At 37.4% G+C, this 16914-nt stretch carries 19 protein-coding genes and 1 pseudogene; 17 read left to right on the top strand and 3 right to left on the bottom strand.

The genetic code is table 11. The features are described from left to right. Nucleotides 1-701 (top strand): glycosyltransferase (locus OQH61_RS06595; protein WP_266026581.1); only part of this gene is annotated, 701 nt, incomplete at its 5' end. Continuing rightward, entirely contained in the window at nucleotides 698-1102 is a 405-nt protein-coding gene (locus tag OQH61_RS06600) for a glycosyltransferase (RefSeq protein WP_266026582.1), read from the top strand. The genes OQH61_RS06595 and OQH61_RS06600, both read left to right, overlap by 4 nt. A 46-nt stretch (nucleotides 1103-1148) precedes the next feature. Here the strand turns inward: OQH61_RS06600 and OQH61_RS06605 are convergent, their stop codons facing one another. Beyond that, a complete protein-coding gene (locus OQH61_RS06605; protein WP_266026583.1) occupies nucleotides 1149-1475 on the bottom strand; it encodes a c-type cytochrome in 327 nt (108 codons plus the stop codon). A gap of 63 nt (nucleotides 1476-1538) precedes the next feature. Between OQH61_RS06605 and folD the strand changes: the two genes are divergently transcribed. The 15 genes and pseudogenes from folD (at nucleotide 1539) to OQH61_RS06680 (ending at nucleotide 13199) form a co-directional block, all read left to right on the top strand. After that, nucleotides 1539-2399: a bifunctional methylenetetrahydrofolate dehydrogenase/methenyltetrahydrofolate cyclohydrolase FolD gene (folD, locus tag OQH61_RS06610; RefSeq protein WP_266026584.1), complete on the top strand. Its 861-nt coding sequence runs from the start codon at nucleotides 1539-1541 to the stop codon at nucleotides 2397-2399. Continuing rightward, nucleotides 2396-3283, top strand: a pseudogene (gene lepB, locus OQH61_RS06615) (signal peptidase I); the annotation flags it as partial. The gene folD and the pseudogene lepB, both read left to right, overlap by 4 nt. A gap of 137 nt (nucleotides 3284-3420) precedes the next feature. Continuing rightward, the gene (rpiB, locus tag OQH61_RS06620; RefSeq protein ID WP_266026714.1) at nucleotides 3421-3855 is read left to right on the top strand and encodes a ribose 5-phosphate isomerase B; all 435 of its coding nucleotides are present in this window, start codon (nucleotides 3421-3423) and stop codon (nucleotides 3853-3855) included. 23 nt (nucleotides 3856-3878) lie between these two features. After that, on the top strand, nucleotides 3879-4232 hold the full coding sequence (locus OQH61_RS06625) for a hypothetical protein (RefSeq protein ID WP_011116209.1): 354 nt from the start codon (nucleotides 3879-3881) through the stop codon (nucleotides 4230-4232). 23 nt (nucleotides 4233-4255) lie between these two features. Further along, nucleotides 4256-4792 (top strand): adenine phosphoribosyltransferase, encoded by a 537-nt coding sequence (locus OQH61_RS06630; RefSeq protein WP_266026587.1) that lies wholly within the window; start codon nucleotides 4256-4258, stop codon nucleotides 4790-4792. Beyond that, nucleotides 4793-5545, top strand: coding sequence for a DedA family protein (locus OQH61_RS06635; protein WP_266026589.1), 753 nt, complete (start codon nucleotides 4793-4795; stop codon nucleotides 5543-5545). It begins immediately after the preceding gene. Nucleotides 5546-5562: 17 nt separating this feature from the next. Next, nucleotides 5563-6987 (top strand): leucyl aminopeptidase, encoded by a 1425-nt coding sequence (locus tag OQH61_RS06640; RefSeq protein ID WP_266026590.1) that lies wholly within the window; start codon nucleotides 5563-5565, stop codon nucleotides 6985-6987. Continuing rightward, nucleotides 6988-8088 (top strand): redox-regulated ATPase YchF, encoded by a 1101-nt coding sequence (gene ychF / locus OQH61_RS06645; RefSeq protein ID WP_266026591.1) that lies wholly within the window; start codon nucleotides 6988-6990, stop codon nucleotides 8086-8088. 174 nt (nucleotides 8089-8262) lie between these two features. Next, a complete protein-coding gene (locus tag OQH61_RS06650) occupies nucleotides 8263-8508 on the top strand; it encodes a hypothetical protein (protein WP_266026593.1) in 246 nt (81 codons plus the stop codon). After that, entirely contained in the window at nucleotides 8508-9281 is a 774-nt protein-coding gene (locus OQH61_RS06655) for a hypothetical protein (protein WP_266026594.1), read from the top strand. The genes OQH61_RS06650 and OQH61_RS06655 overlap by 1 nt, the downstream gene beginning before the upstream one ends. 67 nt (nucleotides 9282-9348) lie before the next feature. After that, nucleotides 9349-9783 (top strand): flagellar basal body rod protein FlgB, encoded by a 435-nt coding sequence (flgB, locus tag OQH61_RS06660; RefSeq protein WP_266026595.1) that lies wholly within the window; start codon nucleotides 9349-9351, stop codon nucleotides 9781-9783. Between the two features lie 23 nt (nucleotides 9784-9806). Further along, nucleotides 9807-10298 carry a flagellar basal body rod protein FlgC gene (gene flgC, locus OQH61_RS06665; protein WP_266026596.1) on the top strand — a complete coding sequence of 164 codons (492 nt, stop codon included), beginning with the start codon at nucleotides 9807-9809 and terminating at the stop codon, nucleotides 10296-10298. Between the two features lie 9 nt (nucleotides 10299-10307). Further along, nucleotides 10308-10619 carry a flagellar hook-basal body complex protein FliE gene (fliE, locus tag OQH61_RS06670; RefSeq protein ID WP_266026597.1) on the top strand — a complete coding sequence of 104 codons (312 nt, stop codon included), beginning with the start codon at nucleotides 10308-10310 and terminating at the stop codon, nucleotides 10617-10619. Between the two features lie 8 nt (nucleotides 10620-10627). Next, nucleotides 10628-12421 carry a peptidoglycan D,D-transpeptidase FtsI family protein gene (locus OQH61_RS06675; RefSeq protein WP_266026598.1) on the top strand — a complete coding sequence of 598 codons (1794 nt, stop codon included), beginning with the start codon at nucleotides 10628-10630 and terminating at the stop codon, nucleotides 12419-12421. Between the two features lie 79 nt (nucleotides 12422-12500). Next, nucleotides 12501-13199, top strand: coding sequence for a hypothetical protein (locus tag OQH61_RS06680; protein WP_266026599.1), 699 nt, complete (start codon nucleotides 12501-12503; stop codon nucleotides 13197-13199). Here the strand turns inward: OQH61_RS06680 and OQH61_RS06685 are convergent. Together OQH61_RS06685 and trpA are read right to left on the bottom strand one after the other, a co-directional pair. Beyond that, on the bottom strand, nucleotides 13186-16077 hold the full coding sequence (locus OQH61_RS06685) for a DUF2339 domain-containing protein (RefSeq protein ID WP_266026600.1): 2892 nt from the start codon (nucleotides 16075-16077) through the stop codon (nucleotides 13186-13188). The genes OQH61_RS06680 and OQH61_RS06685 overlap by 14 nt on opposite strands. After that, entirely contained in the window at nucleotides 16078-16878 is an 801-nt protein-coding gene (gene trpA / locus OQH61_RS06690) for a tryptophan synthase subunit alpha (protein WP_266026601.1), read from the bottom strand. It abuts the gene before it with no gap. Between the last annotated feature and the right edge of the window lie 36 nt (nucleotides 16879-16914).

The following is a 16914-nucleotide window of genomic DNA, read 5'->3' on the forward strand; positions in this document are numbered from 1 at the left end:
ATATTATGAAGAAAATCCTACTCACAATCTTTGATATAAGCACATTTGGTGGGGCTGAACGAGTTGTTGTGAATCTTGCTAATGCTTTAAATGAAAAAGGACACAAGGTAGAAATATTAAGTTTTTATCAGACAAATGAAACCTTACCTTATCACATAGATAAAAGTATAAAAGTGCATTTTTTACATAAAAATATATCAGAAATCGCTTTCAAGGAGTATATGAGGAGCGATATTTTAAGAAATTTTTTTTATAGAATCTTTTACAAACATTATCTCAACATACAGGTGCATTCTATCCTCAAAAATTTTGATGTTACCATAGCTAATGATAATTGCTACACACCCTTTTTGAAGCGAAAAAATGTGCGTTACATTAGGATTATCCACGAAATTTTTAAAAAATATCGCTCAAGAAATAGGTATTTTCACACACTTGTCATTCTCACAAAACAAGATATGCTTGCCTATCAAAAATATTACAAACATATAGCTTTAATCCCAAATTTTCTTCCCTTTATACCAAATAAAAATACCGATTTAAGCCAAAAGGTAGTTTTAAGCGCAGGAAGATTTTGTGAAGAGAAAGGCTTTTTGCGTCTCATTGATATTTGGGCTTTAGCGCAAAAGAGAATGCAATCATCTATGCCCCCCCCCCATTACATTCTTGGCAGCTTATCATTGTGGGTGAAGGCGAGATGAAAACACAAATAGAATCTAAAATTAAAGAAAAGAATCTGCAAGATTCTATACTTCTAAAACCCTTTACAAAAGATATAGAATCTGAATATCTCAATGCAAGTATTTATGCGATGACAAGCCATAATGAAGGTTTTGGTATGGTGTTAGCAGAGGCAAGTTCTTATGCTCTCCCTTGCATTGCCTTTGATATTAAAACAGGTCCAAGTGAGATTATAGAAGATTCTAAAACCGGCTTTCTTGTGCAAGATAATGATTTACAAGGTTTTGCAGATAAACTCATAGAATTAATGAGTGATGAATCTAAGCGCAAAACTCTAGGCGAGGCAGCAAAGATAAGAGTAACACAAAGATTGAGTAAGCAAGCCATTATGCCCTTGTGGGAGGAGGTGTTAGGTGAATGAATATATAATACAAGAATAGCATTTGAGAGAATCTGTGATAGCTCTCTCAAGGACGATAAAGATACATATAAATGGCTGTAATCTCTTCATCAGTGAGAAAATATATAGGCATAACTCCCTTTTGTGTATGAAGTGCTTTGGCAAATGCACTAAATTCAATATTATTAATACGTGGCGCAAACAAAGTTTTTTCTATACCTTTATGTTTGTAGCGTGCTATAACATCACCTTCACCTTTATTTCCGTGGCATTTATTGCAAGCTATACCTCGTGGATTCTCATAGAGATTTTTGCCATATTGATTTTCTGATAACATTCCCTCATCGGCATTTGTTAGGCTTATTGCTAGAAGCAATATTAGCTTTTTTTTCATAAATCCTCACTTCTTTAATATCTTATATTATAATAGCACAATGATAATCACAAAGGTTTTAAAATGACATTATTAGATGGCAAATCCTTGAGCGCAGTCCTTGAGCGTGATTTGACAGAACAAATTGCTGCGCTTGTTTCTCAAGGTGTAACGCCGGGTTTGGCGGTAATTTTAGTTGGCAATAATCCTGCAAGTTGCGCTTATGTGCAGATGAAAGCAAAAGCGTGCAAACGTGTGGGAATCTACTCTGTTACTCACGAAATGCCTTCAAAAATTACACAAGATGAACTCTTATCTGTTATTGAGATTTTAAATAATGACCCAAATATTGATGGCATACTTGTCCAGCTGCCTTTACCTGCACATATTCAGACAAGCAAAGTGCTTGAGGCAATCAATCCCAAAAAAGATGTTGATGGTTTTCACCCATTTAATATAGGGCGATTGAGCGTGAATGTTGATACCTTTGTCCCTGCTACCCCACTTGGTGTAATGAATCTCCTTCAATCTTATGATATTGATGTGAGTGGCAAAGATGTCGTCATTGTAGGTATGAGCAATATCGTGGGCAAGCCGCTTGCAAGCCTTATGCTTAATGCAGGAGCAAGTGTGAGCTGCTGTCATATTCTTACACGTGATGTGAAGCAATACACAAAGAATGCAGATATTGTATGTGTGGCTGTGGGTAAAGTAGGATTGCTTAGTGCAGATATGATTAAAGAGGGCGCAGTTGTGATAGATATTGGTATCAATCGTTTAGAATCTGGAGTGCTTGTTGGCGATGTGGATTTTGAGAGTGTCGCACCTAAGAGCAGTTTTATCACTCCTGTGCCCGGTGGCGTAGGTCCTATGACTATTGTTACATTGCTCCAAAATACCTATAAAGCTGCAATGTATCGTTTAGAACAAAGGATGCAAGTATGAAAAAGTTTTTCAATATATTATGGGCATTTGCTTCAAGCTGGAGCGGAACGATTATTATCGTGCTTATTTTAATATTTTTTGTTATGCAGGCATTTGTGATTCCTACGCGTTCAATGGTTGGGACACTTTTTGAGGGAGATTTTTTATTTGTGAAAAAATTTAGCTATGGGATTCCCACGCCTAGAATCCCTTGGATTGAAGTTAATGTTTTACCTGATTTTTCTGGCAATGGGCATTTAATTGCAGGTGAGCGTCCAAAAAGAGGCGATGTAGTGGTATTTCTTCCGCCGCACATAGAAAAAACTTATTTTGTCAAACGCACTTTTGCAGTAGGTGGTGATGAAGTGATTTTTGATAAAGATGGTTTGTATCTCCACCCATTTGAGGGAGATGAGTATGTGAGAGAACATTATTCTGGGCAAATTATTGTGGAGCGATTGGGCAAACTTTTTGTAAAAGACCCTTATCGTGGGCAACACCCCGGTATTGCCTATCAAAGTGTATTTTATAAGAATCCAATGAGTGCAGAGCGTTATTTTGCAGATGAAAATGGAAAATTGTATCAAAGAGTGTGTGTTGAGGGTAATCAAGGGATAAATATGGGCGATGGTGAGGAAAGTTGCGAGTTATGGCAGAAAAAATATACTTCAGAATCAAAAGAATCTTTTGTTCAAGATTCTAATATTGCTTATACAGATATGAGCAATGGGCGAATGATAAGCTCTATGGTTAAACTTGATGGTATGTATTATAAAAAAATTGATGATGATGAGTTTTTTATGGTAGGCGATAATCGCAACAATAGCTTTGATTCTAGATTTTGGGGAAGTGTGCCTTATAAAAATATTATTGGTAAGCCGTGGTTTATATACTTTAGCCTCAATAAGGCAAATTCTCAAGAAGCAGGGGCAGATGAGGATAAAAGCAAACGTTATACAATTCGTTGGGATAGAATGTTTAAAACCACAGAGGGGCTTGAGAGAGCTGCTAGGGAGGCAATGCCAAAGTGAAAAAAGATAAAATGACTTATATCATAGGGACAGACCACGCAGGGATTAAGATTAAGGCATTTGTCATTTCTTTTTTGCAACAAAAAGGTTTTGAAGTTATAGATTTAGCACCTCAAAATGATGAAAGGGTAGATTATCCTGATTATGCAAAAAAAGTATGTGAAGCAGTGGGGGAGGGAGCAAATCGCAGAGGTATTTTGATATGCGGAAGCGGAATTGGAATGAGCATTGCTGCTAATCGTTTTAAGCATATTCGTGCTGCACTTTGCACAGATGCGTATATGGCAAAAATGGCGCGTGCGCATAATGACGCAAATGTGCTATGTATGGGAGAACGCATTAGTGGCATAGGCGAAGTGGAGTCAATCCTTGAGAACTTTATAGGCAGTGAATTTGAGGGTGAGCGACACCTTGTGCGTGTGGAAAAGCTAGGGAATCTAGGATAGATTCTATCAAGTAAGGAGAAAGTATGGAAGGAAGTGTAGGAAATTTCATTGCAAAATGGTTTTTTTTAACCGGTTTTATTTTATTTGTGTTGTATATGATTGTGCGGACATTTTTCTATCGCTCTGTGGCTCAAAAAGAAGAGCGCAATTCTGCCTCTATGAAACTCACACTCAATGAAGCAGAAATCCTTATCCGCAAACATCAACTTCAGCTTCAAAGGGCGTTGGGTAACATAGATATTCTCACCCAAGAGATGAATGCTTTAAAAAATGAGGTTAAAGTGCTTAAATCGCGTAATTCTCAATATAGAATTGAAACAGATAAATATAAGGCTCGCATTAAGGATTTAGAGCAAAAGATTGAAGCACTGCTTTAGAATCTAACACACAAGGAGAGCAAATGGACAAGCAAAAAATAGCAGATTCTATAAGAGCAATATATGATTATAAGCCCGGAGTTATTTTTAGGGATATTACTACACTCATAGGCAATGCAGAGGTATTCCAAGAAGTGATACATATCCTCAAAAACCGATATGAGAATCAAAATCTTGACTTTATAGCTGCTATTGAAGCGCGAGGGTTTATTTTTGGTTCAGCTCTTGCATACGCGCTGGGCATAGGATTTGTCCCTATACGCAAAAAAGGCAAATTGCCCCATAAGACTATCAGTGAAAAATATAGCCTTGAATACGGATTTGATGAAGTTGAGTTGCATATAGATGCTTTTAGAGATAAGAAAAATGCTAAAGTTGTTCTTATTGATGATTTAATAGCCACAGGAGGCACAGCTTTAGCAAGTATAAAACTTATAGAATCTGCTGGAGCAAAGTGCGTTGAAGCTGCGTTTGTTATTAATCTCAAAGGGCTAGAGGGTGAGAGCAGACTTTTATCTCATACAAAAGTTTTTAGTATCGTAGAGTATGAGGGGAAATAAATGAATACCAAAGAAAAGTTGGTTGCTTATGCAAAGGAGAATCCCAAACGTATTCTAGCGTGGGGAATTATAATTGCGCTTATTGTGGGATTTTTTATACTTTATAAGCAATCTCATTTTTCATTGGAGGAGTTTATCACGCAGCTATGGGAACAATATGTAGAAAATTGGGGCTATGTGATTTTGTTTTTTTGGGGTATTTTAGAGGGAGAATTAGGGTTAATTTTTGCCGGACTTGCTGCACACGATGGCAAAATGCATCTATTTATGGCTATTTTTATTGCCGGACTTGGTGGATTTGTGGGGGATCAAATTTACTTTTATATTGGGCGATTTAATCGCAAAAAGATTCAGGAGGAATTTACTTCCCAGAGGCGCAAATTCGCTCTTGCACATTTACTGCTGACAAAATATGGTTGGCCCATTATTTTTATCCAACGTTATATGTATGGTATGCGAACGATTATTCCTATGAGCATTGGCACAACGCGGTATAGTGCGCTTAAGTTTGCTACCATTAATTTTTTGAGTGCGCAAGTGTGGGCGGCAATTACAATCGTGCTTACTTGGTATTTTGGTGAAGAAATTTTTATCGTCCTTGATTGGTTTAAGGGACACCCTTATTTGCTTATACCCCTTGCAATTATCATTGGTGGTGGTGTATGGTGGTATTTTCATTCACAAACAAAAAAGGTGGATAAAAAGATAGCCAAGATTCAAAGTGAGCTTGAGCAAAAAGAGAAAACAAAATGAACATTAAGGAGCAATGTATGAAAGTGAGTATTTCTAAAACCAATACATTCAGTGGCACAAAAGGTTGTGCCCAAGCATTATTAATAAGTAAAAGTGCCTTTGTAAAATCCCCTTATGCAAAGCTCTGTAAAAGCTTTGGTTTTGAGGGGGAGGGCAAGTTTTTTTTGCAAGAGCAAGCTTTGCTTTTGGTGTGTGTGGAAGTAATCAATCTTGATTCTATCCGAGAGGCTGGAGCGAGTATCGCGCGGTATTTTAGGGCATTGCCTTATAAAAGTGTAAGTGTGGCACTCAATGGCAAACTTGATGATTCTAAAGCGTACGCCTTACTTTTGGGAGCATTGCTTGGAGTGTATGAATGCGTGAGCTATAAGAGCAAAACACCAAGCTCTGCCCTTAAAGAGTTTATCTTGCTTGATAAAGACAATGAAGTTGCAAGCGTGAATGTGCTTAAAAAGGTGCATATAGTTGCTCAAAGCGTAAATGAAGTGCGTGAGATTATCAATACGATTCCACAAGTGGCAACGCCTAAATACCTTGCGAAGTATGCTAAAGACTTGAGCAAAGAAGTGGGGAATCTTGAATGCAAAATATTAGACGAGGAAGCTTTGCAAAAGGAAAAAATGAATGCCTTTTTGGCGGTTAATCGTGCTTCGTGCAATCCACCGCGCTTGATACACCTCAGCTATAAGCCTAAAGGTGCAACAAAACGCATTGTGCTTGTGGGCAAGGGGCTTACTTATGATTGTGGTGGGCTCTCGCTTAAACCTGCGGATTTTATGGTAACGATGAAAGCTGATAAAAGCGGTGGTTGTGCAGTTATGGGGATTATCAAAGCCATAGCACAGCTAGGTGCAAAGATTGAAGTGCATTCAATCGTGGGAGCAGCTGAAAATATGATAGGTGGTAATGCGTATAAGCCTGATGATGTGCTTTATTCGCGTGAGGGTAAAACTATTGAGGTAAGGAATACCGATGCAGAGGGGCGTTTGGTGCTTGTTGATTGTTTGAGTTATGCGCAGGATTTAAAGCCAGATATTCTTATTGATTTTGCCACGCTTACAGGAGCGTGTGTGGTTGCTTTGGGCGAATATACAAGTGGCATTATGGGACATAATGACAAGCTTAAGGCACAATTTGAAAAATGCGCCCTTGAAAGTGGCGAACTTATGGCAACCTTGCCTTTTAATGCCCATCTCAAAAAACTCATAGAATCTAAAATCGCAGATGTATGCAATGTCGGCTCTTCGCGTTATGGAGGGGCGATAAGCGCAGGATTGTTTTTGAGCCAATTTATTAGAGAGGAATTTAAGCAAAAATGGCTTCATATTGATATTGCAGGTCCTGCGTATGTGGAGCGTGAATGGGATATTAATCCAAGTGGCGCGAGTGGCGCGGGTGTGAGAGCAGGGGTAGAGTTTATTTTAGCACAAGGAAAAGCATAAATGGGATTATCAATTGGTATTGTAGGTTTGCCAAATGTCGGCAAATCCACGACTTTTAATGCTTTAACAAAAGCGCAAAATGCAGAGGCGGCAAATTATCCTTTTTGCACGATTGAGCCAAATAAGGCGGTTGTGAGTGTGCCAGATGTAAGATTGCAAGAGTTGGCTAAGATTGTCAATCCCCAAAAGATTCAGTATTCTGTCGTAGAGTTTGTAGATATTGCTGGGCTTGTGCGTGGAGCAAGTAAAGGTGAGGGACTAGGGAATCAATTTTTAGCCAATATTAAAGAATCTGATATGATTTTGCATATTGTGCGCTGTTTTGAAGATTCTAATATCACACATATTGAGGGGCGTATTGACCCGATTAGTGATATTGAAATCATTGAGTTAGAATTACTTTTTGCAGACATTGCAAGTTTAAATAAACGCATTGAGAAACTCCAAAGAGAGAGCAAGGCACAAAAGGGCGCAAATGCGCAACTCACAATCGCACAAGAGCTTTTAGCACATTTGGAATCTAATAAGCCTGTGCGAAGCTTTGCAAAATGCGAGAGCGAGGAGTTTATCGCGCTTAATCGCGAACTACGATTTTTAACCAATAAAGCAGTGATTTATGGCGCAAATGTGAATGAAGAGGGCTTAGAATCTGATAATGAGTTTGTGCAAAAAGTGCGCGAATACGCACTCCAAAATGGTGGCATAGCAATTAAGCTGTGTGCAAAGATTGAGGAGGAAATGGTAGGTATGAGTGATGAGGAGCGAGGAGAGTTTTTAGCGAGTCTTGGAGCAAAGGAGAGTGGATTAACGCAGATTATTAGAGAGGGCTTTGCGCGACTTGGGCTTATGAGTTATTTTACCGCAGGGGTTAAAGAAGTGCGAGCTTGGACGATTACAAAAGGAGATAGCGCACCTAAAGCTGCAGCTGTGATACACAAAGACTTTGAAAAAGGCTTTATTCGTGCAGAGTGTATTAGCTATGCGGATTTTATCAAATATGGTGGTGAGGCAAAGGCAAAAGAAGCCGGAGCTATGCGCATTGAAGGGAAAGATTATATCGTGCAAGATGGCGATGTGATGCACTTTAGATTCAATGTGTAATCTTGCTTAAAAACGATAGAATCTGCAATATAAATATCATTACATCTCAAGGTGAATAGCAAGTTAAGGAAAGTGAATGCGATATATTATAGGTTTTGTTATCTCTATGGCATTAGTGTATGCAAGTGATTTTACTCTGCCGTAATTTAAAGAAGCATTTATGAAAAAGGCTTTTTGCAAGTAAGTAAGGTAGATTTAGGCGGGAAGCTACAATGTGAGAATCTTAAAAATATCAATACAATCAAATATAAATATAATGCAAAAGCTGAATCTAAAACTCTTTCTTTGATTGTAGATTCTATTATGAAGTCTCGCAAAATGCCCCTAAGAGATGCGGAGAATATCCCCATATCAAAGAACTTGCGACATTGGCAAAAGATTCTACACTTGCTAAAGTCTATCTTATGCAATGAGCGATAATGAACTATCACTCACCTTGCGTTACTTGCTTACGCGTAGCAGAGGAGCAAATAGGCTTTATTTTGACTTTTATGCCTCAAAAAATAAATGATAAAGAGGTGCAGTATTTTATGGATTTTACACATTCGCAACCAAGCAAAGAACTTTTAGGGCGGCTTATCGCTCTGGATTCGTATGCTTTAAGTGGTGAAAAATTGCTGTGTGAGGGATTAAGCAAACAAGATTCTATCTTGCTTGTAAGTGCTTATGCGCATTTTGCACTCTCTGGGCTAAATACTTGCGCACTCAATGCTCTTATGCAAGCAGCACTTTGGGGTAATGCAGACGCGGCAACTCTCATACTCTTTTTGTTTGATAATGGTATTTATCTCCCCATTAATAAAATAGCGACACAAATGCTTAAAATTGCGATTACAAATGGGGATTATCAAAATGCGCTTAAAAATAATCCTATGATTACAAAAAGCCTTGCAGTTACCGAGAGTAATGCTTTAAGCAATATTTTTGAAAGTATTGCTCATTGGCGTTATGTGGCTTATGGCTTTATTTTACGAGCAACTGATGGTAGATACGCAAGACTTGGTGATGAGGAGAAAAAAGATATAGCACTCATTTGGTTTAATCTAATAAGTGCGAGTGCGATTGCAAAAGAGAATCTGTATGAAATTGGGGATTCTAAGCAGCAACAGGTTTATAAGGATATTTTAGAATCTAAAATGCAGCTTAAGGACATTAGAGCATATCCATTCGTAAAAACTTATAGAGGACATTAAGAGAGTAAATTTTGGAATGTATTTTGCTTTAATAGTTTGTATAATTTATCTCAAAGAGAGGTTAAAAATGGCTATTGCAGATATTTCAAAGGTTTATCCTATCGTCCATAAAGCGCTTGATTATCGTTCAATTCGTCAAGATATGATTGCTTCAAATCTTGCCAATGTTGATACACCCCTTTATCGCCCTAAAGATGTGAATTTTGAGCAATATTTATCGCGAGAAAATAAAAAAATCTTTGGCGGTGCACCTAGAAGCTATAAGCTTGAACTTGCTAAGACTTCAAGCAAACACCTTGATACAAGACGCATAGATAAGGATACTGCGACAATGTTTTGGCGCGATGGACATTTGGCAAAAAATGATGGCAATAGTGTGGATTTAGATGTAGAGACAAGCGAAATGGGTAAAAATAGCACAATGTATCAAGCACTTACAAGTGCTTTGAAGCGGCATAAGGGTATTTTCGCTTATGCTATGGATTCAGGTAGAAATATCTAAGGTATAAAATTAAAGGAGCAAATATGTTTCTCTCAAGTTTTGATATTAGCGGTTATGGGCTTTCAGCACAAAGAGTGCGTATTAATACGATTTCATCAAATATTGCCAATGCAAATACTACGCGCACTGATGAGGGTGGTCCATATCGTAGAAGGGAAGTGATTTTTCGCGCATTTGATTTTTATAAGGTATTAAATGAAAAATTGGGTAAAGATAACCAGCAATTACGATATGAAGACCCATTAAATGAGGGCGATTTGGGAAAAGAACCAAAACCTGCTATAATGAGCGTTTATATTCCAAAAATCGTGCGTGATGACAGGGAGCCACTTATGAAATATGACCCAAGCCACCCAGATGCAAATTCTGAAGGTTATGTCGCTTATCCTAATGTTAATCCCGTTGTTGAAATGGCCGATTTAATAGAGGCAACTCGTGCATATCAAGCAAATGTTGCAGCGTTTCAGAGCGCAAAAAATATGGCGAGCAATGCAATTACAATGTTTCAAGCATAGGAGAAATAGATGGCTAATAAATTTGGTGTGATTACAAATGATATTCAACCTATTGGCACAAGCAATCAGAATTTAGAGAGTGCAAAAAATAGACAAGATGGACTTGATTTTATTAGAACACTTAAAGATTCTATTCAAGATGTAAATACAGAGCAGCAAACTTCAGAAAAAGCTCTTGCAGACATAGCAAGCGGACAAGTGAAAGATTTGCATCAAGCTGCGATTGCGATTAATCGTGCAGAAAATAGTATGAAAGTAATGCTTGAAGTGAGAAATAAAGCAATTAATGCTTATAAAGAGATTCTAAGAACTCAAATCTAAGGGCATTTGTGGCGTATTATGCGAAAAAAACAGGTGTGATTATATCTGTTTTTTTCTTGATTGTATTATGTTTTGTTATTTTTTTGAGCATTGTGTATGTCAAAATGGTAACTCCCCGCAAACTCCCCACAATGACAGCAACCAAGAGTGATACTTCGGTGCGAGGTAGTCTCTATACAAGCGATGGCTTTGAGGTTGCATATAGTGATAAGCTCTACAAAGCAAGTGTGAATACTCAAAGCATTGACCCAGACAAAAAAGAACTATTTATTACGCTTTTTTCCATATATAGCGGGATTCCTAAAGATGAGATTAGTAAAAAATTATCTCAAAAGGGCTATGTAGTGCTTTCTTATACGCTTAATTCCGCAGTGGCGACAAATTTAAAGAATCTCAACCTTATTCTTATCCGATATGATGTATTTCGTGAATATGAAGACAAGAGGGGACGCGTGATACAAAAAATGGGGCTTAGCATTGAAGTGAGCGGCAATAATAGAAATTATGTATATAAAAATATCCTTGAGCCGCTCATAGGCTATACGCGTAAATTTGAGAATCAAAATATCACGCGCGTTGATGGTGTCAAGGGTGTGGAAAAATATTATAATGATATACTCTCTCCCAAGCAAGATGGCAATATCACGGGCAAACGAGATGTAGGTTTTAATGTGATTGCCAATAAATCCGCGCAGATTCAAAACAGGCAAGATGGCTTTGATGTTACGCTTAGCATTCCTTTGAGCTTACAGCGCAAAATTGAGTTTGAACTTGATGAGGCAAAAAAACGTTACAAAGTGCGTGAGATTATCGCAGGAGTTATGGATTCTAAAACAGGCAGGATTATTACTCTTGCAACTTCAAATCGCTTTGACCCAAAGAATATTCAGCGAAAAGATTATCCACATCTTAATCTTAATGCTATTGAATACTCTTATGAGCCCGGTAGCACGATTAAGCCCATTATTTATGCGATTTTATTGCAAAAGGGTATGGTAAGTCCAGATGATATAATTGAGCTTGATAATGGCTACTATAAGCTTAAAAGCTATACTATACGCGATACGCACCCTCTCAAAAGTGCGAGTGTCCAAGATGTTATTGTGCGTTCTAGCAATATTGGTATGGTAAAAATTTCTAAAGATTTAAAGCCTAATGAATATCATATTGCGTTGCACGCTTTTGGATTCGGGGAATTAAGCGGGATTGATTTACCTTATGAGAAAACGGGTTTAGTGCCAAGTCCTAAAACTTTTAATAACGAAGTATATCGCGCAAGCGTGAGCTATGGCTATGGAATGCGCGCAACTTTTATGCAGCTCTTGCGCTCTTATGCAATTTTTAGTAATGGTGGATATTTGATAACACCTCGCGTGAGTGAATATGTAACCTCTCCAAGTGGAGAAAAGTATGTCCCAAAACGACTTGAGCCAATAGCTATTATTTCCCCACAAACAGCGCAACAAGTTTATCATACGCTGATTGAAGTTGTGCAAAAGGTGATTAAAATAGCTCAAGTGGAGGGCATTATTACAGGTGGTAAAACAGGCACGGCTAAAATTGCTCTTAATGGCAGATATGATAGTAAGTATAATGGCTCATTTTTTGGCTTTGCACAAGATGAGAGCAATGCTTATACGATTGGTGTCGTGGCTTTTGAATCTGATATAAAAGATGATTATTATGGCGCACGCACTGCCGCTCCAATTTTTAGACGCATTGTGGAAATTATGATTGAAGAAGGCTACCTCAAACGGATAGAATCTGCTCCTGTGCAGTCTGATGAAGCCCAAGCAATGTAAAAATGCTGATTGACAAAGATTCTAAAAAATTACTCATAAAGACTATAATCACATATTCTTTATAATAAAGGAGTAGAAAATGAATATTACAAAAGGATTAATCGCATTATTTTTGATATGGAGCGTGAGCTATGGCGCGGCTGATAAGGCACAGCTACAAAAAACACTCCAAGCCAATAAGATTCAAGGAACTATCATCTCAAGCAGTGATTTGGGGAGTGGCTTGAGTATGGTTATAGTGGAGGTGAATAATCAGCAAGCGCCTTTTTTAGCTACTGATGATGGCAAAATGTTATTTCAAGCTGAAGTGTTGATTGCCCAAGATAAAAATATAGAATCTCGTGTGCAAGAGTTTTATAAAAATTTATATGAAAAAGAAAAGTTAAAAGTGAGTGCAAAACTCAAAGCAGTTTTTAAAGCCCAAAAAGCAAATGTTTTTTCTTTTAAGGCAAAAAAGCCAAGTAACAAAACAATGTATATCGTATCTGATTTTAATTGTCCCTACTGCCAAAAAGAATTTGCAAATCTCAATAAGCATTTAGAGAATACAAATGTGGAGTTGTTGGTTGTAGGATTTTTGGGTGAAGATTCTATGCTCAAAGCTGCAAATGCACTCAAAAATAAAAGCGGTAATCAAGCCAAAGATATTGCTATGCTCAAAAAGCTTTACACGCCTCAATCTAAAGGGCAGCCTATGGACACAAAAGCTGCTATGGCACTTACACAAGCTGTGGCAGGCACAGGTGTGCGCTCTGTGCCTTATATCATTGAGCCTTAGTTTCTTCTTTGCCCATATAGCGAGAATAGATATAAGAGAGTGCAAGAAAAATAATGCCCATAAAGATAAAAAGCACAATCTTAGCAATGCCACTAAATGAGCTTGTATCAAGCAAAAAAACTTTTAGGGCAGCAAGGATAAAGAGTAAAAGAGAGTAGATTCTAAAAATTTTCATATTCTTTTTGATACAAAAGTATAAGAGTATCACTCCACATAGCACCAAAGATACCGAATAAGTATAATCTTGCAATGCACTCCTATGCCAAAAATGCCAATTTAGGTCTGCGCCATTAGGTTGTGTAAGAATCTCATAAAAGTAAAACCCATACGCCACACTAAAAAGCAACGCTATAAGCCCAAGTATAAAAACAAGACTATAATTTGCATAGAGGATAACTTTTAGCCTATAATATGCAGAATCTTGAAAATATCTCAATATACTTTGGAAATGCCACGCAATGAGGAGGCAAGCTATTAATCCAACAAGGAAAAGAGTCATATCATCAAGATTCCAATGAGGAAGAAACACTATAAGCGGATTGTATGCAAATATGCCAAAAATAATCACATCATAATAAAACTTCACACCCAAAAAGCTCAATACAAAAACATAAGCCGATTGTGCCTTTGTGCTTAGGGTATTGATGACATACATATATTTTCCCATAATAAGTGCTAAAAACCCAATACATAATGTGCCAAGAGGATAAGGAATATGGTGATTTTCCCTAAAGAGATTGATAGAGATTGGCTTTTGTATCATTAAAATCACACTTATACAGCAGATACTCAGCAAAGTGATATTGACAAGAGTGTGAAATGTGTAAGTTTTGTGCCTTAAGATAAAAAGCAAAACCGCACAAGAGCCAAAAGAGAGTAAAAGAATGCTTAAGTCATAATGAGTGCCTATTACTCCAAGTAGAGCAAGTAATGTATTGAAAATATGCGGAGAATATTCAGTTAGCGGTATTCTTAACCACTCTATAAACAATAAGCCCTCGCTTGAGAATATATTTGCTAATATCCCAAGAGTGATAAAAATATATTCAAAATATGCGATATTGCGTTTGAGAATCTGCCCACCTAGATATGCGAAAATAAGCCCACTTAGCACCCATATTACAAAGGGCATACCGCTTAAATCAGTTGCACCTATGGCACATAAAATACTATAAAGCAATAAAAGATAATCAAGGCTTCTTGCTTTCGCCCATTGTGCGCTGATATATTTGCACACATAGCTATATGCAAAAATGCCCATTGCAAACCATACGCAATATACATATAATGTGTCTTTGCCATTTGCATACATCATTATGCTAAAGCCGCATACAACCACAAATTGTAGCCACAGATACATTATTTTAGCTTTGCTTAGTAAAAGATAAGCAGAGATTGCTCCAAAAAACATTATGCTAAAAATTACAAAAGGTGTGTGTTCTCGCATTATGCAAAAAAGCAATACTATAAAAGCAAAGCTTGCTATCAAGGGCAGATGTAGCGCAAATAGGCTAAGTTGCTTTTGTAATGAGCGCATACAAGGCACAAGTAAGCTCAATATGCAAAGTGCAGCTAAAAAAGCATATTCTAGCCAATCTAAAGCTACGCCCATATCCTCTCGGTTGATGAGGAAAAATATAAAGAGCAAAGGGCAGAGCGCACTAAAGCCCACAAAAACAAGGAATAAATACGAATCTTTAGGCAAAGAAAACTTTGCGAGTAAAATTATATTGCTTATAAACATACCACCACAGAGGATAAAGAAAATTAGCGGAGCAGAATTTATAAAAGCAAAAAACATCAAAAAATGACACATATATAAAAACATAAGGGCATTTGCAAGGGTTATTAAATAGAGAATCTGCACTTGAGAAGACGCATATCTAAGCGTACAATAGAGACTTATCGCATAAAACATACCCAAATAGCTAAAAACAAAAATAGCATTATAAGCACCGCTTGAGAGTAAAAGAGGCGTGGCAAAGCCACCAAGTAGCCCAAAAATGCCAATAACTATGCCAAAACGCACACTTAAGACTAAGCCTACAAGTGCTATAAAGCTTAAAACTACAAGAGTAAAGAAATCGCCAAAGAATCCATAAACCTTAAAGCCTCCATAAAAACTAAAAAAGAGCACTACAAGCGCAGAACCAACGAGGGTTTGAGCGATTGTTTGTAGTGTTTTTGTCGTAGAGGAATTTAAAGTAGAAGTATTAAGGGGTATTGAGGGCTGTATTTTTGCAATGCGTTTAAAATACAGGGTGCAAAGGTTGTAGATTCTATAAAAAATACTGCGATGATGAGCAACGTGCAAAGATATACCACTTACAAAAAGTATCCCTCCAAAGCCTATACACAGACTTATGCGCACCACAGGGGTAAGCAAATTATGCTCTAAGGAATAGCGGATAAGGAAAAAAGCTGCAAAAATAAAGAAAATTCCGGCTAAAAACACCATTACCTTTTGCGTGAAAAGCCACTCAAAGTCAAAAAAATCTTTTTGTTTAAGAGCTTGTGATTGCGTTGATTGCATAGTTTTTGAGGTGGCTTTTGGGTTAGAATCTTCGCTTAGAGCAAACTTTGAGTTTTCTTGTGTATGTGATGGCTTTGTTGTAGGATTGTTCAAATGAATTGAGCTTTGTGAAAATACTTGTGGAATCGGGGTAGATTCTCCATTTTCGCTGATTTGATTTTTCTTTTGTAAAACTTCGCTTTGTTTATCTTTATTGAGGGCAAATTTAAGAGCAATAATTTGCGTATTGAGAGTGTTTAAATGCTCCTGTAACCTTTTGGTGGAAAAATATGCTATAAGACCGGCAATACTTCCGCATACCACAAGGATAGACAGCAAGATGAATAAAAGTATAAAAAGTTCCATTTATGTTTCTTTGTTCCAGCCCATTAACATTTGTGTGTGTTTTTCAAGTTTGTGCGTATAATCTTGCGGACTAAACTGCTGCGTGCTAAGTTCGCTAATATAGCGCACAAAATAGCTACCAGCCACGATAATATCTACTTTATCTTTTAATGCACTTACTTGTTCGTAGGAATTTATCCCAAAGCCCAGTGCGATAGGTTTTTTGCAATGTTTATTAATACAATGTATCCAATCAAAAAGTGTGTTATCAATATGCGTTTTTTCTCCAGTGATTCCAGCGCGTGCCACGACATATACGATTTCATCACTGATTTGAGCAATTTTCTTAATGCGTGGCAGACTTGCCTTTGGAGCGATAAGAGAGATGATGCAAATGTGGTGCTTTTTTGCAAGTTTGCGAAGAGATTCATCAGATTCTATGGGTAAATCAGGTGCGATTATCCCCCATACACCGCTTTTTTTGGCTTCTTTAATAAATGCTTCAACGCCATAGCGAAAGATAAGATTAGCATAAGTCATAATGATAAGCCGCGTGGGCTGTTTATTATCTTTGTTTATATGTTGTGAGAGTGTGTGTAACAAGGCAAAACCTTGAGATACCTTGAATCCTTGTGCTATACTCTTATTACACGCCTCTTCAATAACGATTCCATCGGCATTTGGGTCAGAAAATGGGAACTGCACTTCAAGATAACTTGCACCTGCTTGGCAGATACCAAGTGCCGCATACAAACTGAAATCAAAGCTTGGATACCCTGCAATGATATGTCCCATAAGCTGTGGCTTTGTAAGTGCGCTCATAGTATCCTCCAATGTGTGTAAAGTTAAAAAGCGATG

Origin of the sequence: Helicobacter sp. MIT 21-1697 (assembly GCF_026241255.1) — a bacterium.
GTDB lineage: Bacteria > Campylobacterota > Campylobacteria > Campylobacterales > Helicobacteraceae > Helicobacter_C.